This window comes from Duganella alba, assembly GCF_009674495.1.
GTDB lineage: Bacteria > Pseudomonadota > Gammaproteobacteria > Burkholderiales > Burkholderiaceae_D > Rugamonas > Rugamonas alba.
Map to the genome: position 1 here is coordinate 1 of NZ_WKJN01000045.1, position 21,411 is coordinate 21,411.

The following is a 21,411-nucleotide window of genomic DNA, read 5'->3' on the forward strand; positions in this document are numbered from 1 at the left end:
GTGTGGACGCCCGAAGGCGGCGAGCAGGTGCTGCCGGCGCGCGCCGGCCGTGCGCCGACGCCGGCCTCGGTGCTGATCCCGCTGGTGCAGCGCGCCGCCGGCCTGACCATCCTGCTGACCCAGCGCAACGCCAACCTGACCGACCACGCCGGCCAGGTCAGCTTTCCCGGCGGCCGCGCCGAGGACTACGATGTGGACGCGGTCGACACCGCGCTGCGCGAGTCGGAAGAGGAGATCGGCCTGGCGCGCCGCCACGTCGAGATCCTCGGCACCCTGCCCAACTACCTGACCGGCACCGGCTACTGCGTCACGCCGGTGGTGGGGCTGGTGCAGCCGCCGTTCGAGATCGCCGCCGACCCGTCCGAGGTGGCCGCCATCTTCGAGGTGCCGCTGGCCTTCCTGATGGACGGCATGAACCACCGGCGCCTGTCGGCCGAGCTGCCGACGGGGCGCCGCAGCTTTTATGCGATGCCGTATGAGGGCTATTACATCTGGGGCGCGACGGCCGGCATGCTGCGCAATCTGTTCCATTTCTTGCGTGCAGAGTGAGAACTAGGCTATCGTTACGTCCATTAAGGGCAGGACGACTACAAGGACACTAATGACTTTTCTTTCGATTCTATGCGCGCTGCTGATCGAGCAGATGAAACCGCTGCGCGCAGACAATCCGATTTACGCCGAGATCAAGAGTCTGGCGTTGCGGATGGAGACCTGGTTCAACGCCGGCCACTCGACCCACGGCCGCATGGGCTGGTTCCTGATGATGGCGATCCTGATGGTGCCGACCGCCGCCATCTACTGGGTGCTGCGCCACTACGACTGGTTCCTGGCCGCGTTCGCGTGGAACGTGCTGATCGTCTACCTGACGCTGGGCTTCCGCCATTACAGCCACTATTTCACCTCGATCCAGCTGGCGCTGAACGCCGGCGACGAGGCGGCCGCGCGCGCCTTGCTGGCCGAGTGGACCAAGCTCGACACCGTGGGCATGGAAGTGACCGAGATCGCCCGCATCGCGGTCGAGAAGTCGCTGGTGACCACCCACCGCAATGTGTTCGGCGTGTTCTTCTGGTTCCTGATGCCGCTCGGCCCGGCCGGCGCCGTGATGTACCGCGTGTCCGAGCACCTGGCGCGCGCCTGGAACGAGCCGGAGCACATGCGCAACGAGGCCTTCGGCCAGTTCGCCGCGCGCGCCTTCTACTGGATCGACTGGATCCCGGTGCGCCTGACCGCCGTGGCCTTTGCCGTGGTCGGCAACTTCGAGGACGCCATCTACGCCTGGCGCAATTTCGCCCACCGCTGGTCGAACGAGGCGATCGGCATCATCCTGGCGGCCGGCGGCGGCGCCATGGGCGTGCGCCTCGGCACGCCGGCGGAGAACGCCGTCAAGGCGCAGGTGGTGGACGCCACCACGGTCGATATCGAGATCGAGCCGGACGTGATGCCGGGCGACGAACCCAGCGTCCGCTCGCTGCAAAGCACGGTCGGCCTGGTGTGGCGCGCACTGTTGTTGTGGATGATGCTGTTATTGCTGCTGTCGAGCGCCTGGTGGCTCGGCGCATCGCCTTAAGAGTACAATAGCGGTATTGCCTTGGTGCAGGATGTAGCCTTTCCTGCACCAAAGTGGAAAGTTGCTGGAAAAAATCTTTATCCATCAATGACTTACATTTTTTAGTCTTCTATAAGATATAATACGTAAGATCCCATCCCCTCTACGCAGAAGCAGCCGCGCCTATGTCAGTTCAAAAACCGGCAGAACAGCAAGATTCGTTCTTCATCGTTGGCCAGACCAGTAATGGCAGGCAGTTCCGTCCGAGCGACTGGGCTGAACGCCTGTGCGGCGTGATGGCTTGTTTCAAGCCGGAAGGCACCGGCGGCGGCCGCGACTCCCACCTGCAGTTCTCGCCGTATGTGACGCCCACCGTGGTCAACGGCGTGAAGTCGGTGGTGGTCAACGGCAAGCTGCGCCAGCTCGAACCGCTGGCCTATCACTTTGTATTGTCCTTCGCCAAGGACAACGATCTGCAGGTGGTCGACGCCTGCCTGCTTCCCGAGAAAAATTAATTTTTCCTTAAGTATCTATCCACCTTAGCCCGGTGGAGGTATGCTGCTTGTTCTTATCTTTTATCGTGAGAGACCATGAACAACAGCCGTCTGAAACACGTCGCCGCCGCCAGCTTCCTGCTGTGCGGAATGTCCTTCGTTGCCACCGGAACCGCCTGGGCCGCCGCTGCCGCGCCAGCCGCTTCCGCCGCGCTGCCGGCTGGCGTGGTCAAGGGGCCGGCGGTGGAAGGCATCACCGAGTACCGGTTGCCGAACGGCCTGAAGGTGCTGCTGTTCCCGGACGCGTCCAAACCCACCGTCACCGTTAATGTCACCTACCTGGTCGGCTCGCGCCACGAGAACTATGGCGAGACCGGCATGGCGCACCTGCTGGAACACCTGATGTTCAAGGGGTCGCCGAAGAACAAGAGCATCCCGCAGGAATTTTCCGCGCGCGGCATGGAGTTCAACGGCACCACCGCCAACGACCGCACCAACTACTATGAAGTGTTCCAGGCCAGCCCGGACAACCTGAAGTGGGCGCTGGACATGGAGGCGGACCGCATGGTCCATTCCTTCATCGCGCGCAAGGACCTGGACTCGGAAATGACCGTGGTCCGCAACGAATACGAGAGCGGCGAGAACAGCCCGTTCGGCGTGCTGCTGAAGCGCATGCAGAGCGTGGCCTACGACTGGCATGCGTATGGCCGCTCGACCATCGGCAACCGCAGCGACATCGAGAACGTCAAGATCGACAACCTGCAGGCGTTCTACCGTACCTACTACCAGCCGGACAACGCGGTGCTGCTGGTGGCCGGCAAATTCGACGCCGCGCAAACGCTGCAATGGATTAGCAAATCGTTCGGTGCGATCCCGAAACCGAAACGCACGCTGCCGCCATTCTGGACCGTCGAGCCGACCCAGGACGGCGAGCGCAGCTTCGTCGTGCGCCGCAAGGGCGACGTGCAGATCGTCGCGCTGGGCTACAAGATTCCAAGCGCGCTGCAGCAGGACAGCGACGCGTTGAGCTTCATGTCCGAGATCCTCGGCGACACGCCGACCGGCCGCCTGCACAAGCAGCTGGTGGAAACCGGTAAGGCGGCGCAGGTGTTCAGCTTCGGCGAGACCGGTTATGCGCCGGGCCTGCAGATCATCGGCGCGGTGGTCAAGGCCGGTCAGCCGCTGGAGCCGGTGCGCGAGGCGCTGACCGAGGCGGTGGAGAGCTTCGCCAAGACGCCGCCGACCGAAGAGGAAATGGAGCGCACCCGCCGCAACTTCGCCAACAGCATCGAGAAGGCGCTCAACGATCCGCAGCGCGTCGGCGTGACCTTGTCGGAAGAGATTTCGCTGGGCGACTGGCGTTTGCTGTTCCAGGGCCGCGACAAGCTGCCGACCATCACCTCGAAGGAAGTGGCCGATGTCGCCGCGCGCTACCTGAAGCGCGACAACCGCGTGGTCGGCGAGTTCATCCCCGAAGACAATCCGCAGCGCGCCGACATTCCTGCCGCGCCAAGCGTGGAAGAGGCGATGAAGGGCTTCAAGGCCAAGGACAATGTGCTGACGTCCGAGGTGTTCGACCCGAGCAACGACAACATCAACGCCCGCACCGAGATCAAGACCATCGGCGGCCTGAAAGTGGCGCTGCTGCCGAAGAAGAACCGTGGCGAGACGGTGGCGGTGAACCTGCAGCTGGACTGGGGCGATGAGAAGAATCTGGTCAACACCCAGATCGTGTCGGCCTTCACCAACCAGATGCTGATGCGCGGCACCACCAAGTACAACCGCGAGCAACTGGCGGACGCCTTCTCCAGGCTGAAGGTGAGCGGCAGCCCGCAACGCTTCGAAACCACCGGCCCCAACCTGGACGAGGCGCTGCGCCTGGTGGCGCATGTGCTGAAGGAGCCGAGCTTCCCGGCGGCGGAATTCGAGCAGCTGCGCCAGCAGTGGATCGTCGGCCTGGAGGCGTCGCGCAGCGAGCCGCAGGTGCTGGCCAGTCAGGCCATCGCGCAGCACTTCAATCACTATCCGCAGGGTGACGTGCGCAATGCGCAGAGCCTCGACGAGCAACTGGCCGCCCTCAAGGCGCTCAAGCTGGAAGACGTGATCGCCTTCCACCGCGAGTACTACGGCGCCAGCCACGGCGAACTGGCCATCGTCGGCGATTTCGACAAGGCCGCCGCCAGCAAGACCATCGCCGACAGCTTCAATGGCTGGAACAGCAAGGTCGCTTACGCGCCGGTGCTGAACACCAATGTGGACAAGGCGCCGCTGCACACCATGCTGAACGCGCCGGACAAGGAGAACGGTTTCTACACCGCGCGCCTGAACGTGGACCTGAATTCGAACGACGCCGATTATCCGGCGCTGGAACTGGCCAACTACATGTTCGGCGGCGGCTCGCTGAAATCGCGCCTGATGGACCGCATCCGCCAGAAGGACGGCCTGTCCTACGGCGGCGGCAGCGATCTGCGTCCGGGTTCGCAGGACCGCGCCGGCAGCTTCAGCATCGGTGCCATCGCCGCGCCGCAGAATCTGAAGAAGCTGGAAGCGGCGATCCGCGAAGAGCTGGACCGCGTGCTGAAGGACGGCTTCACCGAAGCGGAACTGGTCAACGCCAAATCCGGCCTGCTGCAGGAACGCCAGCAGACGCGCGCCAAGGATACGGCGCTGGCCGGCGGCTGGTCGCGCAATCTGTACCTGGGCCGCACCTTCGCCTGGAGCAAGGAGTTCGAGGCCAGGCTGAATGCGGCCACGCTGGCGCAGGTCAACGCGGCCTTCCGCAAGGCGATTGATCCGGCGAAAATGTCCATCGCCACCTCCGGCGACGAGGCCAAGGCCAACGCCAAACCGTAAGCGGCATCACGCTGAAAAAGCGCCGTGGCACCTTGTGCCGCGGCGCTTTTTTTGTTTTGTGTGCGCGTTTTGCGATTATGTACTATCATTAGTTACATGAGACAAGACAGCAAACTTTCCTCCGTCCTGCACGTGCTGCTGCATATGGCGCACGGCGACAGGCCATTCACCTCCGAAGAGCTGGCGGGCTTCCTCGGCACCAATCCGGTGCTGGTGCGGCGCGTGCTGGCCGGGCTGCGCGAGCGCGGCTACGTCGGTTCCGACAAGGGGCATGGCGGCGGCTGGCGCATCACCTGCGACCTGCGCGAGGTGACGCTGCACGATATCTACGAGGCGGTCGGCACGCCGACCGTGTTCGCGATGGGGAACCGCGTCGAGCAGCCGCAATGCCTGGTGGAGCGCGCCGTCAACGAGGCGCTGGGCAGCGCCTTCGACGAGGCGGAGGCCTTGCTGATCTCGCGCTTCAAGGACGTGACGCTGGCCGAGCTGTCGGCCAGTTTCAACACACATCACAAGGGGACACAGCATGGACATCGATGAATTCGACGTGATCGTTATCGGCGGCAGCTACGCGGGACTGACCGCGGCGACGCAGCTGGCGCGCGCACGCCGCCGCGTGCTGGTGGTGGACGCCGGCCAGCGGCGCAACCGCTACGCGCGCCATTCGCACGGCTTCCTGGGGCAGGATGGACGCGAGGCCGCCGCCATCGCCGCCGACGGCCGCGCGCAGCTGATGAAGTATCCGACCGTGCGCTGGGTGGAAGGCGCGGCCACGCAGGCGGTGGCGCAGGACGGCGGCTTCCGCATCACGCTGGCCAATGGCAGCGCGTTCCAGGGCCGGCGGCTGGTGCTAGCCACCGGCGTGGTGGACCAGTTGCCGGCGCTGCCGGGACTGGCCGAACGCTGGGGCGACACGGTGTTTCACTGCCCGTACTGCCACGGCTATGAACTGGAGCAGGGCCGCATCGGCGTGCTGGCGACCAGCGCGCTGTCCATGCATCACTCGCTGATGCTGCCGGATTGGGGCACGGTGACGCTGTTCCTCAACGGCGCCTTCGAGCCGGATGCCGAGCAGCTGGACAGGTTGGCGCAGCGCGGCGTAACCATCGAACGCACGCCGGTGCGCGCCATCAGCGGCCGCTCGACAGTGGAATTGCGGGATGGCCGCGCGGTGGAGATGGACGGCCTGTTTGTCGTCAGCCGCTTGTACAGCGGCAGCCCGCTGGCCGACCAGCTGGGCTGCGAGATGGAGGAAGGTCCGATGGGCCAGTACGTGCGCACCGACATGGTCAAGGCCTCCAGCGTCGCCGGCGTGTATGCCTGCGGCGATGCGGCGCGGGCCACCGGCAACGTGGCGCTGGCGGTGGCTGATGGCACCATGGCCGGTGTCGGCGCGCACCAGTCGCTGATCTTCGGCGCCTTCGCGGCGGCTGCCTGAAAATCAGATCAAGCCGGCTTGCGACAGGATGGCCGGCATGGCTTCGCGCATGCAGTCGATGAAGCTGCGCAGGCGTGCCGGATAGTGGCGCGCATGCGGATAGACGAGGTAGAGCGGCAGCGTGTGCGCACGCCATTGCGGCAGCAGGTGCAGCAATCTGCCGTCGGCCAGTTCCTCCTGTAGCGCCCAGGCGGAGATCGCGCACACGCCCAGGCCCATGCTGGCGGCGTTGCGCACGGCGTACAGGTTGTCGGTGCTGAGGCGCGGCTGGATCGGCAGGCGCACCGTTTCGCCGCTGGCGGCATGGGTGAGCGTGACTTCGCTGCGGTAGAAGGTGCGCTGCGCCAGCCAGGGCAGCGCCGCCAGTTCGTCAGGATGTTTCGGCGGTGCGGCGCCGTTCAGCAGGGCGGGGGAGGCGACCACGATGCAGCGGATATCCGCCAGCTTGATGGCGACCACCGACGGCTCGCTGACTTCGCCCACATGGATGGCGCAATCGATATTCTCGGCGATGAAATCCGGCGTGCGGTCATGCAGCAGCCACTCCACCGACACGCGCGGATAGCGCTGCAAAAAATTCACCAGCGGTGCGATCAGCTGCTGCTGGCCGATGGCGTGCGGCGCCACCACGCGCAGCGTGCCTTCCGGCGCGAGCTGCGCGCCATGTACTTCCGAGGCCAATGCGTTCCAGTGCGCCAGCAGTTCGCGCGCACGCACCAGGCAGCGTTCGCCGTCTTCCGTGAGTTGCATGGCGTGCGTGGTGCGCTGGATCAGGCGCAGGCCCAGCTCGCGCTCCAGGGCTTGCAGGCGGCGGCTGATGGTGGGCTGCGTTGTGCCCAGCTGCGCAGCCGCCGCGGACAGGCTGCCCGCCTCCACGATGCGGACGAAAGTTTGCATCAGGTCGATGCGGTCGGCGGCGGTGCGGGCGTCTGTCATACGACGAGCGTATAGTATTTATACGGGGCGGTCCACTACCTTTCTCTGGCGCGCCGCCGCATACTGGTCGTCTTGAATAGGAGGGCATGCAATGAAAGTAAGCTTTATTGGAATTGGCGCCATGGGCGCGGCGATGGTGCCGAATCTGGTGCGCGCGGGCCATAGCGTCAGCGTGTGGAACCGCAATCGCGCGGCAGCGGAGGCGATCGAGGGCGTGACGGTGCTGGATACGCCGGCCGAGGCGTTCCAGGCGGACGCGGTGATGACCATGCTGGCCAACGACGACGCGGTGCGCGGCGTGATCCTGGACAGCGGCGCGTTGGCCGGCGCCAACAAGAACTGCGTCCACATCATGATGGCGACCATTTCGCTGGCGCTGGTGGACGAGCTGGTGGCGCGCCATCGCGAGGCCGGCATAGGCTATGTGTCGGCGCCGGTGTTCGGTGTGCCGGCTGCGGCGGCGGGCGCGCAACTGAACGTGCTGGCGGCGGGCGATCCACAGGCCATCGCCACGGTGCAGCCGCTGCTGGATGCGGTGGGCCGCCAGACCTGGCGACTGGGCGACGATCCCAAGCGCGCCAATGTCGTCAAAATCTCGGGCAATATGATGATCGCGCAGGCCTTTACCGCGATGGGCGAGGCGGCGTACCTGAGCGAGAGCTATGGCGTGTCGGCGGCGGACCTGCTCAATGTGCTGACCAATACGCTGTTCGCGGCGCCGATTTATCAGCGCTATGGCGGCTTCGTCGCCAACAATAGCTTCGAGCCGGGCTTCAAGCTGCCGCTGGGGCTCAAGGATGTGAACCTGGCCCTATCTGCTGCGCTGGCCAAGGGCGCGGTGCTGCCGGTGGCCGAGCAGGTACGCGAGAACATGCAGCAGGCGATGGCGCAGGGTCTGGAAGACCGCGACTGGTCGGTGGCGGCCACCATCCGCCGCCAGCGTTAATCTGGACGGGCCTTGCGCAGCACGCCCTGCTTGTGTTCGGGCAGGTGCGCTGACGGATCCTGCGCCGGGTCGAATACGTAGTGCTGGAAGATGGCGCCCCATGCGGCGCGTACTTCCGGCGGCTGGTGCTTCATGGCTTTGAGCGTGGCGACCAGCGCGTCGAAAGTGGTGCCGGCATCCTCCGCCGGCTGTTCGTTCTTCCACCAGTAGTTGACCATCATGTTCAGCGGTCCGGTGGACTGCACATGGTGCCACCAGAGCGTGGGGATGTAGAGCGCGTCGCCGGGCAGCAGGTCGGCCACCAGCGCGGCGGCCTGCGCGTCCTTGAAGCGTGGATGCAGATCGACATCCGGTTCGCGGAAATTGACCATGCTGATCGGCGTTGGCGTCGGCGCGAAGTCCAGCGGGCCGATATACAGGTTGTCCACCTGCTCGGGCGGGAACAGCGTGAAGCGGCGTTGGCCGCTGACCACGCAGGCCAGGTTGTAGGATTCGTCAAAGTGCGCCGGCGTGGTGATGGTGTTCCCCAGCCACAGGCGCGGGCGTGCCGACAGCGGCAGCGCCGGCGCCACATTCTCCAGCGCGAAGCGCGGCATGCAGTCGTCGATCAGGGCGCTTTGCACCGCCACCGACGGCGGCGCGTCGAACTGCGAGTAGCGCGCCAGCTGCTCGATCACGCGCGCCACCGGCACCTTGTTGCGGACGAAGTTGAAGCCTTCCATATCCGGCTTGTAGAACAGCCGTCCGCACTCGGCGGGCGGCGTCATCACCGCATCCACCTCAAAATCATTGGCCAGGCCAAGCACATACCGGCACAGCGCTTCCGGCGACTGCTGCGCCGCGCGCACCGCCGGCCAGTGGCGCACAAAGCCGCGCAGGATGGCGGGGCGGTAGCTGCCCGCCACGTCGCTGAAGAAGCGGGCCGGATCGAGGTCGCGGTATTCGGTTGGGGTAGTCATGCTGCATATGATGGCATAAAAGCCGGCTGTAAATGTTTGCGGCACCTGCAAAACCCGCACACCGCTGCGGCCAGGGTCTGACCCCGTACGGGGTCAGACCCTTTCGTTCGGGGTGAAAAAAGCCCGCCAGGGCCGGGGAAGCCGAGGCGGGCACAGACTACACAATGAAGCCGATTAGTACTTGATATGCAGACCAGCGTAGTACTGCGCGCCGTTGGCGTAGAAGCGTGCCGGTTGATCCTTGTTGTAGATGTAGTTCTTCAGGATCGGGTTGTTCAGATTCTGACCGCTCAGCGTCAGCACGATGTTCTTGCTGATGTTGTAGTTGAACGATGCCGACAGGGTGCCGGTCGAATCCTGATACAGCGGCGTGCCACGGTCCTGCGCAGCCAGGAACGACGAGCGCCATGCGTAGCTTACGCGGGCATTGAACTTGTCGTTTTCGAAGAAGATGCCGCCGTTGGCGGTGGTCTTCGAAGCACCCAGCATGTCGCATGGATCGCCGGAGGTCGCGGTTTGCATGGCAGGGCAGGCGCCGAAGTCCAGGTGCGAATCGGTCAGCGTGACGTTGCCGTCGATGCCGAAGCCCATGCCCATCGGTACTTGCGCAGCCAGCTCCATACCCTTCACTTTGGCGCCGACGTTGATCGGCGAGGTGATGGTGTAGTTGGCGAACACTGGCTTGTTCTGCTCTTGCGAAGCGCGGGTGTCGAGGAAGTTGCCGGTGCTGCTGCCGTAGCCCACATAGTCTTTCAGGTCCATGTAGAACACGCCGGCCGACAGCAGGGCGCGCGGTGCGAAGTACCACTGGATCGACGCATCGAGGTTGGTCGATTTCACTGGCTTCAGCGCTGCGTTACCGCCGTTACCGGTATGGGTTTCGTCGGTCAGCAGCACCGCGCCACCCAGTGCGCCGTAGTCAGGACGGGTCATGGTGCGCGAGATGCCCAGACGGCCGACCACGTCGGAACGCAGGTCGAACTTCAGGTTCAGGCTAGGCAGCGGGATGGTGGTGTTGTTGTCGATCGCCGTCTGCTTGACGAAACCGCCCCATGGATAGGCTGGCAGGTTTTCGCCGGCAGGCTGGTTCGGCAGGATCTGGTAGCCGTTCGAGGTGCCTTCGGTGCGCACCACGCGCAGGCCGACGTTACCGCTCCAGCCTTCGCCTTCCAGTTCACCCTGGACGTAGAACGCCTTGGTGTTTTCCTTCAGGTTGAACATGTCCTGGTAGTAGGTGCGGCTGACATCGCGGTTCGAGTGCAGGTCGCCCCAGGCATTCAGGATCGACGGGTCCAGCATCCAGACGTTTTTCGGGAAGTCGCCACCGAGGTCGCTGCCGAAGTTGCCAGGGTAGGTGGTGCCGTTCCAGGCCGGGTTGGTGCTGCTGCCGCCAACATCGGTGTTGGCCCAGTTAGGACCTTGCGCCACTTCGAAGTTGGAACGGGTGTGGTGGGTGCCACGCACGCCGAACTTCAGTTCACGCAGCGGACCGGCATCCAGCTGGAAGGCGGCGTCGATCTGGCCGTAGGTTTCTTTGTCGTCGGTGGTCGCTGGCGACACGCCGAAGATCCAGTCCAGCGGCGTGCCGGTGAAGACAGCGGTATTAATGTTCGGGAACTTGACGGTGGCTGGCGAACCCAGGCCGTTCAGCTGGTAGCTGGCGCCGGAGTTGTTGATGTCACCTTCAAACACGCCCTGGCTCGGGGTTACGCCCTTGCCTTTGGTGGAACCGGCTTTGGCGGTGAACACCAGGCGGTCGGTGGCGCGCCATTTGCCGTCCAGATCGAAGAATTCGGTCTGGGCGTAAGCGCCGTCACGCACGATGTTGTCGACGATACCGTAGCGCAGTGGCGCGGCGGTGGTGCCCTTGTTGGTGAAGGCGGCCGACACCAGCGTGCCGTTGCGGATCACGTAGCCTGGATCAGGCGCGACGCCCGAACCCAGCATGCCCGAGCCGTTCATGTCGGTCATGTAGTTGGTGTTGTAGTTCGATGCGTCCATCTTCGAACGGAAGTAGGTCGCTTCCAGCGAGAAGTCGCGGCTAGGCTTGAATTGCAGGTCGATCAAACCGCCCTTGCGCTTGCGCTCCTGCTGGAACAGCGAGGAACCGATCAGGCGCGGGAACCAGACGTTGGCCAGGTCCGGGTTGGTCTTGACGGCGGCGTTGGTCGGTGCGACCTGGGTCCATTGCAGCAGCTCCTGGCCGTCGCGGCGCAGCGAGCGTTTTTCCGAGAAGCCTTGTACCATCAGGCCCAGCGTGCCGGCTTCGTTCTTCCAGTTGAACAGGCCACTGACTTGCGGATCGGTTTTTTCCGCCAGGTCGGAGTACACCGCCTGCACGGTGGCTTCCATCGAAATCGGCTGCTTGAAGTCCAGCGGGTGACGGGTGCGGATGTCGATCGAGCCGCTCGAACCACCTTCCACCTGGTCGGCGGTCGGGGCTTTGTAGACCACTACCTGGCCGACGATTTCCGACGGCAGCAGCGAGTAGGAAGCGGAACGGCCAACGGCGCCGCCCACCTGGTCCAGCACGAACCAGTCGCCGGTCGATACGGCGTGGCCGTTGATCAGGGTCTGGGTCAGCGAAGGCGCGGTGCCGCGCATCGATACGCGGTCGTTTTCATCGAAGCCGCCCGAGCCTGCGCCCGAGGTGGAGATGTTCACGCCCGGCACGCGTTGCAGCGAGTCGGCCACGTTCTTGTCCGGCATCTTGCCGACGTCTTCGGCGGTAATCACGTCGACGTTGCTCGACGCGTTACGCTTCACCGACAGCGACTGCTGCAGCGAACCGCGGATGCCGCTAACAATAACGGTCTCCGGCTCCTTGTCGGTCGCTGCCTGCTGCGCCTGGGCGGTCATCGCGACGCTCAGCGTCAGGATGGCCGTCGCAGTCGCGATAGGGGTCAGTTTGGACATTTTGATTTTATTCGTATTGTGTTGCATGTTCCCTCCCGTTGATGAAGGCTCCGCCGAGCCAACCGATTGTTGATGTGTCTTCTTTTCTAAATCACGTTCAAAACCAATCCAACGCCAATATACCTGCGTTTGCATACCAGATCACTACCACTTTAAAATTCTTTTTTGTTATGTTGTATGCAGCATACAAAGTATCCTTTCAGCAACGGCATAAGACCGGATGGCGGGTGGTATGGAAAGCGTTTGTGCGGGAACGCAACAGCGAGAAAGCCTTTACCTAAAGGCGTTATGCGAATCAACTGAAAATATTTGAAGGTTGCGGAGGGGCGGCTGAATATCCGCTGGTATTTTTTTGGTATTATCGTCGAACAATTACAGAGAGGATGTCTTGATCGTGATGAACAGCGACAAAATGACCCCACTGGTACACATTCGACAGCACCTCAATGAGACCAGTAACCTGCCCCTGTATCAACGTCTGCAGCGCGCGCTGCGTTCCGCGATAGACCAGCATCTTCTCAAACCCGAGGACGCCTTGCCGGCCGAACGCCAGCTTGCCGCCGATCTCGACATCTCGCGCATCACGGTGCGCAAGGCTATCGATGGCCTGGTTGGCGAGGGCGTGCTGATACGCCGGCCCGGCTCCGGCAACTTCATCAACACCCGTATCGAAAAGAACTTCGCCAAGCTGACCTCCTTTTCCGAGGACATGCGCGCACGCGGACGCACGCCGCGCAGCGTGTGGCTCAAGCGCTCGGAAGGCACGGTGACGCCGGACGAGGCGATGCGGCTGCGGCTCAGCCCCGGCTCCAAGGTGTACCGCTTCAACCGCATGCGCTATGCCGACGATGTGCCGATGTGCCTTGAATACGCGACCATCGTCGCCTCCTGCCTGCCCTCGCTGGACGCGGTGGATGTCTCCATGTACGACGCGCTGGAACGCGCGGGCAACCGGCCGGTGCGCGCCTTGCAGCGGCTGTCGGCGTTGCTGCTGAACGCGGAACAGGCCACCCTGTTGCAGGCGAAGGAGGGCGATGCCGGCCTGGCGGTGGAACGACTGGGCTTTTTGCGCGACGGACGCGCGGTGGAATTCTGCCGCTCCTACTTCCGTGGCGATATGTATGACTTTGTGGCGGAACTGAATGCAAGCTAATCTCTTACTCGCCGCTGCGCTCGCGGCGGCGTTGCCGGCCGGCGCATCGGAAGTCGTGGGCTACTATCCGGGCTGGAAGCACGAGTCCTTCCCGGTATCGAAGGTCGATGCCGGCAAGCTGACCATGGCGCTGTATGCCTTCGTCGACCTGTGCTGGGACGGCAGGCACGGTAATTCCGATCCGTCGGTGAACGACGTGGCGCCGTGCCAGGCGCCGCAGAACGGCGCGCTGGCCTGGCGCAACGAGGCGGAGGACGGCGCCAACCTGCGCGCGCTGGTGGCGCTGAAGAAGGCGCATCCGCAATTCAAGGTGGTGATTTCGGTCGGCGGATGGAACTGGTCGAACCGCTTCTCCAATGTGGCGGCATCGGCGCCGGCGCGCGCCAGCTTCATCGCCTCGTCGCTGGCGGCCATGCGCCGCTACGGGCTGGATGGCATCGATCTCGATTGGGAATATCCCGGCGAGGCCGGCGTGCCTTGCGCGGCGGGCGAAGTGTGCGCGCGGCCGGAGGACAGGCAGAATTTCATCGCGCTGGCGCGCGAGCTGCGCGCGGCCTTCGATGCGGCGGGCAGGCAGGACGGCCGGCATTACAGCATCACCATCGCCGCCGGCGGCAACAGCAACTACGTCGGCGACGGTGCGTGGGTGAAGGAGCTTGCGCAAAGCCTGGACTGGATCAACATCATGGCCTACGACTATCACATGCCATGGGAGAACAACACCGGCCACCATGCGGCGCTGTTCGCCGATGCGAAAGATCCAGCGACCGCCAACGGTTTTTACGCATCGCGTTCGGTGGAGCGTTATCTCGGCGCCGGCGTGGCGGCGGACAAGCTGGTGCTGGGCGTGCCGTTCTATGGCTACGGCTGGAAAGGCTGTGCGCCGGGACCGGACGGCGACGGCCAGTACCAGCCTTGCGGCGGCGGCGTGACGGATGGGATCAACGGCGGCAATTCATATGGCTATGGACAGCTGCTGAAGCGTGGCGCCGGCTACAAGCGGTACTGGAATGCGTCTGCGCGCGTGCCGTACATGTACAACGCGAAGGAACAGGTGTGGATCACGTATGAGGATCCGGCGTCGCTGAAGGAGAAGGCACGCTATATCAAGCAGCAAAGACTGCGCGGTGCGATGTTCTGGGAGTTGAGCGCCGATGGCGAGCACCGGCTTTTGAATACGCTGTCGGAGTCGCTCCGGCAGTGAGCTTCGGTATTGACTTCCGGCGGCGTGGCCGCCGCCGGAGTGATGCGAATTACTTCGCTTCGGCTGCGCCGATTTTCGGACCGGTTTCGTACATGATCCAGTAGCGGGCCAGATCGGCGCGCGGATCGGTGCCGGTGGTCAGTGGCTTCAGCACTTCAACCGATTCATCCTTCTTGCCGGCCATGGCCAGGGCGTAGCCCAGGCGCAGCTTGGCGTCTTCAGGATTCTTCGATACGCCTTTGGCGATACCTTGCTTCATCAGGTCGATACCCTTGTCGAACTGGCCCAGGGTTACGTAGTTGTAGCCCAGGTTGACCAGGCCGACGCCGTCTTTCGACTTCTGCGCCGCTGCGATGCCGCTGTCGATGTTTTTCGCATCGTCAGCCGCGCCCTTGTTGGCGCTGGCCTTGATTTTTTCCAGTGCGGCCTTGTCCTTGCCGGCAGGGATGGCGCCTGGGTAGCCCTTGTCCATGGCGATCTTCGCTTCGGTGAAGAAGCCGCCCAGCACGGCCAGTTCGGCCTGTTCCGCGTAGTCCTCAGGCTCCATCTTCGACGGCACCACCACGGCTTTCAGGCGCACCAGATCCAGGTCCAGGCGGTTGTTGTAGGTCTTCTTGCCGCGGGTGCGGTTCAGCAGGTCGTTCCAGTAGTCTTCGCTCGGGTAGTAGCGGGTCAGCTCTTCCACGGCTTGCAGGTACAGCGCGGTGTCCTTGGTCTTGATGCCGACGTTACCCAGCAGGTTCAGGGTGTCCTTCGGCGGCACGGTGCCGGCTTTCTTCGACGCTTCGATATCCTTCAGCACTTCGACCTTGGTGGTCTCGAAGTCGTTTTTCAGGAAGTAGGAACGGATGATGAACTGGCGTTCCTTGGTCTTGTCGCCCGACTCGGCGCCGTAACGCTCGAACCATTTGATGGCGTTGTCGAAGTCCTTCATGCCGCTGTAGTAGGTGGTGGCGATGGCGTCGATGAAGCGCAGTTTGTCTTCCGGCTTCAGACGGCCCGACTCCACCATCGCTTGCAGGCCCTTGACGGTCATCTCGTTATTGCCCGACGCCTGGCCCAGTTGCACGCGCATCTGGTTCAGCACGAATTCTTCGTAAGGGGTGATGTTCGGCATCGCCGCTGCCTGGTCGATGCGGCTCTGGAATTCGGTGAAGTTCTTGGCTTCCAGCAGAGGCTTGGTCTGTGCTGGATCGATCAGCTTGAAGATCTCTGGGCGGACAACGTCTTTCGGTGGTTCCGGCGCTTTCTTTTCTTCCGCAGCGTGGACAGGGGCCATGCCCATGATGGCAGGCGCGGCGTTCAGGCCGATGGCGGCCAGCAGCAGACTAATACGAGCAAGACGGGAGTGGGACATGGTTATCCTTCAATCAAACTAGGGGGAATGTAAACCCGCGTATTGTTACACAAAACCGCCGGGATTTCCGAATTCAACCGTGTTGCGGTGCAAGGCCCGGCCGTCGCTGTTAAACAGCTGGCAACGTGACGGCGGCAGGTGCAGGCGCGCACGGGCGCCCGCGTGCAGCGGCGCCGCTTCGGCCGGCAGCTTCACGGCAATCATGTCCGGCATGCCGTCCAGCGTGGTGTAGACGATCGACAGGTCGCCCAGGTATTCGACGTGGCCGACGCCGACATCGATGACGTTGTCGGTGTGCTGCGGCGCAGCGAGCGACAGGTGTTCCGCACGCACGCCAAGCGTGACACGGTCGCCCGTTTGCGCACCGGCGGCCGTCTCGACGCCGAGCAGGGCGCCGCCGGGCAGCCTCACCGTGACGCGCGCGGCGTCCACCGCGACCACTTCGCCGGGGATGAAATTCATCTTCGGCGTGCCGAGGAAGCCGGCCACGAACAGGTTGGCGGGTGCGTTGTACAGCTCATGCGGCGTGCCCACCTGCTCGATGCGGCCGCCGTTGAAGACCACGATGCGCTGGCCCAGTGTCATCGCTTCCACCTGATCGTGGGTGACGTAGATCATGGTGGTTTTCAGTTCGCTGTGCAGGCGGCTGATTTCCACGCGCATCTGCACGCGCAGGCTGGCGTCGAGGTTGGACAGCGGTTCGTCGAACAAAAACACTTCCGGCTTGCGCACGATGGCGCGGCCGATGGCGACGCGCTGGCGCTGGCCGCCGGACAGTTCCTTCGGTTTGCGCTTGAGCAGCGGGGCGATCTGCAGGATGCCGGCGGCGCGTTCGACCGCGGCCTGTACCTCGGCCGGTTTGTGGCCGGCCAGCTTGAGGGCGAAGGCCATGTTCTCGTACACCGTCATGTGCGGATACAGCGCATAGGACTGGAACACCATGGCCAGCTTGCGCTGCGCCGGCGCGATGTCGTTGGCCAGCGTGCCGCCGATATGCAGCGTGCCTTCGCTGATGGTTTCCAGGCCGGCGATCATGCGCAGCAGGGTGGACTTGCCGCAGCCCGAGGGGCCGACAAAGACCATGAATTCGCCATCGGCGATATCCAGGTCGATGCCGTGGATGACGGGCGTTTTGTCGTAATGCTTGACGATGTTTTTGATGCTGACACTGGCCATGTGCTTACGTCGCCTGCCTGGTGGTCATCGGGATCACCTGTGACAGCACGGCGACCGGAATCGCGCACACCATCACCCAGATGAAGAAATGCTGGTAGCCCAGGGCGATCTGGATGTCGCCGCTGAACAGCTTGAAGATCACAAAGCCCAGCTGCATGATGCCGGTGGCGAAGGCGTAGTGCGCGGTCTGGTATTTGCCTGGCGCGACCACCTGCATCATGTACAGGATCAGGCCGACGAAGCCGAAGCCGTAGCCGAACATCTCGACACTGAGCGCGGTGGCGATGATGGACAGCTCGGTCGGCTGGAAGTAGGACAGCAGATAGAACGCCACGTTCGGCAGGTTGACCGCCAGGATCAGCCACAGGATGGCGCGCTTGAGGCTCAGCCACGAAGTGAAGTAGCCGCCGGCGATGGAGCCGACCAGGAAGGCCACGGTGCCGACGGTGCCGTACACGGCGCCCACTTCGGCGGTGGTCAGTCCCAGGCCGCCGAGGTTGCGCGCTTCGCGCAGGAACAGCGGGCCGATGGACTGCACCTGCGCTTCGCCGGCGCGGAACAGGATGATGAAGACGATCGAGACCCAGATGCCGGGCTTTTTGAAGAATTCCACGATTACTTCCCACAGCGTGCGGGCGATGGCGGCGGCGTTGGTGTCCTCGGTGACGGTGTTGCGGGCCAGCGGCAGCGCCCAGCTGTTGTAGATGCCCAGCGCGATCATCATCGCGCCGAGGATGCAGAAGCAGATGGTCCATGCCGGCACCACGCCCATGGTTTTCTCGAAATGGCCGGCCAGCAGCAGCAGCGCGCCGGTGGTGAAGAACTTGGCGGCGTTGAAGAAGGTGCCGGTCCAGCCGGCGTAGGTGGCCTGGCCTTTTTCATCGAGGCTGGTGATGTACAAGCCGTCGCACGCAATGTCGTGGGTGGCGGCGGAAATGCCGACCAGGGCCAGCATGGCCATGCTGGCGGCGAACCAGAACGGCGCCTGCAACGCCAGCGCGACACCGCCGAGGCAGAAACCGCCGAAGATCTGGAAGAAGGTCACCACCAGCTTTTTGCTCGGCGCCAGTTCCAGGAAGGGACTCCACAGCGGCTTGAACACCCACGCGAAGCCGATCAAGCCGGTCCAGTGATTCAGCTCGTCGTTCGGCACGCCCATGCTCTTCAACATCTGGTTGGCCACGATGGCCACGGCGAAGAAGGGCAGGCCTTGCGCGAGGTACAGGCTGGGAACCCAGAGCTTGGGATTGCGGATGATGTCGGTCATTGTGAAGTCTCGTTGTCGTTTTTATTTAAAACCTGGCACCGGTGCGTTGCCGGTGGCTTGCAGTTCGCCGGACAGCCAGCCGTTGATGGCGTCCAGCGCCGGCTTGGCGAAACCGTAGGTCATCAGCGCGGGCGCCTGGATGTCCAGCGCCTGGTAGGGATTCCACAGCGCCAGGTGCAGGTCCGGACGCCAGGTGCCGCGCGCGTGCTCGCCGTAGCGCAGGCGCGAGGTGGAGGCCAGCATGGTGAAGCGGCCGTCCTGCGGCAGCGCGTTCCAGTCGAAGGTGTCGGCGTCGGCAAAGGTGACCAGTTCAACGTCATACAGCTTGCGCAGCGAGTCGGCGACCACGCCGGCCGGCACGCCGGCTTCGGAGACGCCGTCGCTGACCACGTCCTGGCGCGCCACCAGGCGCACCCTGGAGCCGGCGGCCGGACGTTGCGGCGTACCGAAAGCGGTCAGGCTGCGGCGCCAGCCTTCGGCCATGATTTCGCGGTCGGCCGCGTCTTCCTTGTACGAGCGTGGTTTGCACGGATAGGCGCGGGCCAGCGCGGCCAGGCGGTCCAGGCGCGTCTGCACCTCCTGCTGCGACAGTTCGCCCGATGCGAGGGCGGCGGCGATGGCGTTCAGCGTTTCTTCCTGCGTTTCGGTGGTGCCCAGCGCCATGACCATGTCGGCGCCGGCGGTCAACGCGCGCACGGCGGCGTTGCCGACGCCGTAGCGGCCGGCGATGGCGTGCATGTCCATGCCGTCGGTGATGACGACGCCCTTGTATTGCCATTCATCGCGCAGCAGGCCGGTGAGGATGCGGCGCGACATGGTGGCTGGATTGTCGGCGTCCAGCGTCGGGTAGACGATGTGCGCGGTCATCATGGCAGGAGCGGCGCCGGAGGCGATGCGGAACGGCGCCAGTTCCAGGCGGTTCAGCTCCTCCACCGGCTTGTTCACGGTCGGCAGGTCGCGGTGCGAATCGACGTTGGTGTCGCCGTGGCCGGGGAAGTGCTTGACGCAGCAGGCCACGCCTTCGGCATGGCTGCCGGCCATCCACGCCATCGCCAGTTCGGCGGCGCGCTGCGGCTCGGCGCCGAAGGAGCGTTCGGCGATGACCGGGTTGTGCGGATTGTTGTTCAGGTCCAGCACCGGTGCGAAGTTCCAGTTGAAGCCCAGCGCTTTGACGGCGCGCGCGACGGCGGCGCCGGTGCGGTAGGCCAGGTCGGTGTCGTTGGCGGCGCCCAGGCCCATGGCGGCCGGCGGCGCTGGCACCCAGGTGGAGCGCACCACGGCGCCGCCTTCCTGGTCGATGCCGATCAGCGAGTCCGGACCCATGACGGCGCGCAGGTCGGCGGTCAGCTTGGCCAGCTGTTCGGAATCGGTCATGTTCCCACGGAACAGGCAGACGGCGCGGATGCTGTTCGCTTTCAGGAATTCAGCGGTGGCCGCATCCAGCACGGTGCCGGGGAAGCGGATCATGATGAGTTGACCTGCTATTTTTCTGAGTTCGTTTTGAGTTGTCATTTCACTGCTCCGTCCATGCCGCGCATGAAGAATCGTTGGGTAAATAAGAAGGCTGCCAGCGTGGGCAGGATGGTCAGCACGGTGCCGGCGGCAATCACGCGCGTGCTGCTGCCGAAGGTGCCGCGCAAATACAGCACGCCCACCGACAGCGGGAATTCATCCGGCTTGCTCATGACGATCGAGGGCCAGATGTATTCGTTCCATGCTTCCACCGCCGTCAGTATGCCGACTGTGGCCAGCCACGGGGCGATCAGCGGCAGCATGATTTTGCTGAAGATGATCCATTCCGACGCGCCGTCCACGCGAGCGGCGTCGATCAGGTCTTGCGGGACTTCCTCGAAGGCCTGCTTGAGCAGCAGGATGGCGACCGCGTTGACCACGTTGGGCAGGATCACGCCGGCATAGGTGTCGACCAGGCTGAGTTTCGTGACGGTGATGAAGTTGACCAGGAAGTTGACTTCCGACGGCAGCACCAGCGTCGCCAGTATCAGTCCGAACACCAGCTTGCGGCCCTTGAACTGCATGCGCGCCAGCGGATACGCGGCGGCGGAACACAGCACCAGTTTCCAGAACACGGTGCACAGCGCGATGAACACCGAGTTGCGGAAGAAGGACCAGATCGGAATGGTGTTGAACACTTCGATGAAATTGGCCAGCGACGGTTCCTTGGGCCAGAAGGTCGGCGGGTAGGCGAAGATGTTCCCTTCGGTGGACAGCGCGGTGACCAGCGTCCACCAGAACGGGAATACGCAGACGATGGCGATCACGCACAGCAGCAGGTAGTGGCTGATCGTCTTCATCGGTGCTTCGGCTTGATGTAGCGCAGGCACAGCAGGGCGATGCCGACGCAGAAGATGGAGACGACGAAGCTGGCGGCCAGCGCGCGCGGCAGCTTGAGGTGCTTGAGACCCTGGTCGTAGGCGTAATACAGGCCGGTGAAGGTGGAGTTCATCGGGCCGCCCTGGGTCAGCACGTCCACTTCCTGATAGGCCTTCAGCGCGGCCAGCACCGACAGCACGGAGCAGATCATGATGGTCGGGCGCAGCATCGGCACGGTGATTTTCCAGAAACGCTGCCAGCGGTTGGCGCCGTCGAGGATGGCGGCTTCCTGCATGTCGGCGGGGACGGCTTGCAGGGCGGCGAGGTACATCACCATATACCAGCCAAGGCCGCGCCACAGCGTGACAAACATGATCGCGAACAGTGCGATGGTGTCGTTGGATAGCCAGCCCACCGGTGTGTTCACCAGTTGCAGCGTTTGCAGCACGTAGTTCAGCGTGCCCTGTTCGTGGAACATGAAGCCCCACATGATGCCGACCACCGACACCGTGGTCACCACCGGCACGTAGAAGGCGGCGCGGAAGTAGCGGATGCCGGGCAGCTTGTTGTTGACCAGGACCGCGAGGCTCAACGCGCCGATTTGTACGAAGGGCACCATCAGCAGGAACAGCAGCGAGTTTTTCAGGCCGGTGGTGAACATCTCGTTGTCGAAGATGTAGCGGAAGTTGTCCAGGCCGACCCAGTGCGTTTCGCGTATCAGGCTGTAGTCGGTGAAGGCCAGCAGCGAGCCGAAGGCCACGGGCCAGAACGAGAACACGGCCAGCAGCACCAGCGCGGGCGCGAGGAACAGCCAGGCGGTCAGGTTACGGCCCAT

Annotated in this window: 18 protein-coding genes; 9 read left to right on the forward strand and 9 right to left on the reverse strand. The window is 63.8% G+C overall.

Translation table 11 applies throughout. From position 1 onward, the window contains the following. From GJ695_RS27070 to GJ695_RS27095, 6 genes are all read left to right on the forward strand, one after another. Entirely contained in the window at positions 1-549 is a 549-nt protein-coding gene (locus GJ695_RS27070) for a CoA pyrophosphatase (protein ID WP_371866615.1), read from the forward strand. 52 nt (positions 550-601) lie between these two features. Further along, positions 602-1,567: a CobD/CbiB family protein gene (locus tag GJ695_RS27075; RefSeq protein ID WP_154370219.1), complete on the forward strand. Its 966-nt coding sequence runs from the start codon at positions 602-604 to the stop codon at positions 1,565-1,567. Positions 1,568-1,731: 164 nt separating this feature from the next. Beyond that, a complete protein-coding gene (locus GJ695_RS27080) occupies positions 1,732-2,061 on the forward strand; it encodes a DUF3579 domain-containing protein (RefSeq protein WP_154358673.1) in 330 nt (109 codons plus the stop codon). A gap of 75 nt (positions 2,062-2,136) precedes the next feature. Then, the gene (locus tag GJ695_RS27085; RefSeq protein ID WP_154370220.1) at positions 2,137-4,893 is read left to right on the forward strand and encodes a M16 family metallopeptidase; all 2,757 of its coding nucleotides are present in this window, start codon (positions 2,137-2,139) and stop codon (positions 4,891-4,893) included. Between the two features lie 96 nt (positions 4,894-4,989). Then, a complete protein-coding gene (locus GJ695_RS27090) occupies positions 4,990-5,433 on the forward strand; it encodes an Rrf2 family transcriptional regulator (RefSeq protein WP_154370221.1) in 444 nt (147 codons plus the stop codon). Then, positions 5,420-6,331 (forward strand): NAD(P)/FAD-dependent oxidoreductase, encoded by a 912-nt coding sequence (locus tag GJ695_RS27095; protein ID WP_154370222.1) that lies wholly within the window; start codon positions 5,420-5,422, stop codon positions 6,329-6,331. Before GJ695_RS27090 ends, GJ695_RS27095 begins: the two co-directional genes overlap by 14 nt. A 3-nt stretch (positions 6,332-6,334) precedes the next feature. Here GJ695_RS27095 and GJ695_RS27100 read toward each other — a convergent pair whose 3' ends face one another. Continuing rightward, the gene (locus tag GJ695_RS27100; RefSeq protein WP_208023408.1) at positions 6,335-7,267 is read right to left on the reverse strand and encodes a LysR family transcriptional regulator; all 933 of its coding nucleotides are present in this window, start codon (positions 7,265-7,267) and stop codon (positions 6,335-6,337) included. Positions 7,268-7,358: 91 nt separating this feature from the next. Here GJ695_RS27100 and GJ695_RS27105 point away from each other — a divergent pair, with 91 nt between their 5' ends. Next, positions 7,359-8,213 (forward strand): NAD(P)-dependent oxidoreductase, encoded by an 855-nt coding sequence (locus GJ695_RS27105; protein WP_154370223.1) that lies wholly within the window; start codon positions 7,359-7,361, stop codon positions 8,211-8,213. Here the strand turns inward: GJ695_RS27105 and GJ695_RS27110 are convergent. Together GJ695_RS27110 and GJ695_RS27115 are read right to left on the reverse strand one after the other, a co-directional pair. Next, on the reverse strand, positions 8,210-9,172 hold the full coding sequence (locus GJ695_RS27110; protein ID WP_154370224.1) for a cupin-like domain-containing protein: 963 nt from the start codon (positions 9,170-9,172) through the stop codon (positions 8,210-8,212). The two genes, GJ695_RS27105 and GJ695_RS27110, sit on opposite strands and share 4 nt — an antisense overlap. 174 nt (positions 9,173-9,346) lie before the next feature. Then, positions 9,347-12,088 (reverse strand): TonB-dependent receptor, encoded by a 2,742-nt coding sequence (locus GJ695_RS27115; protein WP_154370225.1) that lies wholly within the window; start codon positions 12,086-12,088, stop codon positions 9,347-9,349. Between the two features lie 412 nt (positions 12,089-12,500). Between GJ695_RS27115 and GJ695_RS27120 the strand changes: the two genes are divergently transcribed. Both GJ695_RS27120 and GJ695_RS27125 read left to right on the forward strand, forming a co-directional pair. Then, positions 12,501-13,241, forward strand: a complete 741-nt coding sequence (locus GJ695_RS27120; RefSeq protein ID WP_166455193.1) for a GntR family transcriptional regulator — start codon at positions 12,501-12,503, stop codon at positions 13,239-13,241. Next, entirely contained in the window at positions 13,231-14,445 is a 1,215-nt protein-coding gene (locus GJ695_RS27125) for a glycoside hydrolase family 18 protein (protein WP_154370227.1), read from the forward strand. Before GJ695_RS27120 ends, GJ695_RS27125 begins: the two co-directional genes overlap by 11 nt. 49 nt (positions 14,446-14,494) lie before the next feature. On the opposite strand, the gene GJ695_RS27130 is transcribed toward GJ695_RS27125, so the two are convergent. From GJ695_RS27130 to GJ695_RS27155, 6 genes are read right to left on the reverse strand one after another with little or no spacing between them, the layout of a single operon-like run. Further along, positions 14,495-15,802, reverse strand: coding sequence for a tetratricopeptide repeat protein (locus GJ695_RS27130; RefSeq protein WP_154370228.1), 1,308 nt, complete (start codon positions 15,800-15,802; stop codon positions 14,495-14,497). Between the two features lie 45 nt (positions 15,803-15,847). Beyond that, positions 15,848-16,978 carry an ABC transporter ATP-binding protein gene (locus GJ695_RS27135; protein ID WP_154370229.1) on the reverse strand — a complete coding sequence of 377 codons (1,131 nt, stop codon included), beginning with the start codon at positions 16,976-16,978 and terminating at the stop codon, positions 15,848-15,850. 4 nt (positions 16,979-16,982) lie between these two features. Further along, positions 16,983-18,245, reverse strand: a complete 1,263-nt coding sequence (locus tag GJ695_RS27140) for an MFS transporter (protein ID WP_154370230.1) — start codon at positions 18,243-18,245, stop codon at positions 16,983-16,985. Between the two features lie 21 nt (positions 18,246-18,266). After that, complete coding sequence (gene nagZ, locus GJ695_RS27145; protein ID WP_154370231.1) at positions 18,267-19,757, reverse strand: beta-N-acetylhexosaminidase; 1,491 nt, start codon at positions 19,755-19,757, stop codon at positions 18,267-18,269. Next, positions 19,754-20,557 (reverse strand): carbohydrate ABC transporter permease, encoded by an 804-nt coding sequence (locus GJ695_RS27150; protein ID WP_154370232.1) that lies wholly within the window; start codon positions 20,555-20,557, stop codon positions 19,754-19,756. The genes nagZ and GJ695_RS27150 overlap by 4 nt, the downstream gene beginning before the upstream one ends. Next, positions 20,554-21,411, reverse strand: a complete 858-nt coding sequence (locus tag GJ695_RS27155; protein WP_154370233.1) for a carbohydrate ABC transporter permease — start codon at positions 21,409-21,411, stop codon at positions 20,554-20,556. Before GJ695_RS27155 ends, GJ695_RS27150 begins: the two co-directional genes overlap by 4 nt.

Excerpts from the sequence above, each read along its gene's own strand:
- GJ695_RS27105 (WP_154370223.1), top strand. The coding sequence starts at position 7,359 with ATGAAAGTAAGCTTTATTGGAATTGGCGCCATGGGCGCGGCGATGGTG.
- GJ695_RS27155 (WP_154370233.1), bottom strand. The coding sequence starts at position 21,411 with ATGGGCCGTAACCTGACCGCCTGGCTGTTCCTCGCGCCCGCGCTGGTG.
- GJ695_RS27135 (WP_154370229.1), bottom strand. The coding sequence starts at position 16,978 with ATGGCCAGTGTCAGCATCAAAAACATCGTCAAGCATTACGACAAAACG.
- nagZ (WP_154370231.1), bottom strand. The coding sequence starts at position 19,757 with ATGACAACTCAAAACGAACTCAGAAAAATAGCAGGTCAACTCATCATG.
- GJ695_RS27125 (WP_154370227.1), top strand. The coding sequence starts at position 13,231 with ATGCAAGCTAATCTCTTACTCGCCGCTGCGCTCGCGGCGGCGTTGCCG.
- GJ695_RS27130 (WP_154370228.1), bottom strand. The coding sequence starts at position 15,802 with ATGTCCCACTCCCGTCTTGCTCGTATTAGTCTGCTGCTGGCCGCCATC.
- GJ695_RS27075 (WP_154370219.1), top strand. The coding sequence starts at position 602 with ATGACTTTTCTTTCGATTCTATGCGCGCTGCTGATCGAGCAGATGAAA.
- GJ695_RS27140 (WP_154370230.1), bottom strand. The coding sequence starts at position 18,245 with ATGACCGACATCATCCGCAATCCCAAGCTCTGGGTTCCCAGCCTGTAC.
- GJ695_RS27095 (WP_154370222.1), top strand. The coding sequence starts at position 5,420 with ATGGACATCGATGAATTCGACGTGATCGTTATCGGCGGCAGCTACGCG.
- GJ695_RS27150 (WP_154370232.1), bottom strand. The coding sequence starts at position 20,557 with ATGAAGACGATCAGCCACTACCTGCTGCTGTGCGTGATCGCCATCGTC.
- GJ695_RS27115 (WP_154370225.1), bottom strand. The coding sequence starts at position 12,088 with ATGTCCAAACTGACCCCTATCGCGACTGCGACGGCCATCCTGACGCTG.
- GJ695_RS27110 (WP_154370224.1), bottom strand. The coding sequence starts at position 9,172 with ATGACTACCCCAACCGAATACCGCGACCTCGATCCGGCCCGCTTCTTC.
- GJ695_RS27085 (WP_154370220.1), top strand. The coding sequence starts at position 2,137 with ATGAACAACAGCCGTCTGAAACACGTCGCCGCCGCCAGCTTCCTGCTG.
- GJ695_RS27120 (WP_166455193.1), top strand. The coding sequence starts at position 12,501 with ATGACCCCACTGGTACACATTCGACAGCACCTCAATGAGACCAGTAAC.
- GJ695_RS27100 (WP_208023408.1), bottom strand. The coding sequence starts at position 7,267 with ATGACAGACGCCCGCACCGCCGCCGACCGCATCGACCTGATGCAAACT.
- GJ695_RS27080 (WP_154358673.1), top strand. The coding sequence starts at position 1,732 with ATGTCAGTTCAAAAACCGGCAGAACAGCAAGATTCGTTCTTCATCGTT.
- GJ695_RS27090 (WP_154370221.1), top strand. The coding sequence starts at position 4,990 with ATGAGACAAGACAGCAAACTTTCCTCCGTCCTGCACGTGCTGCTGCAT.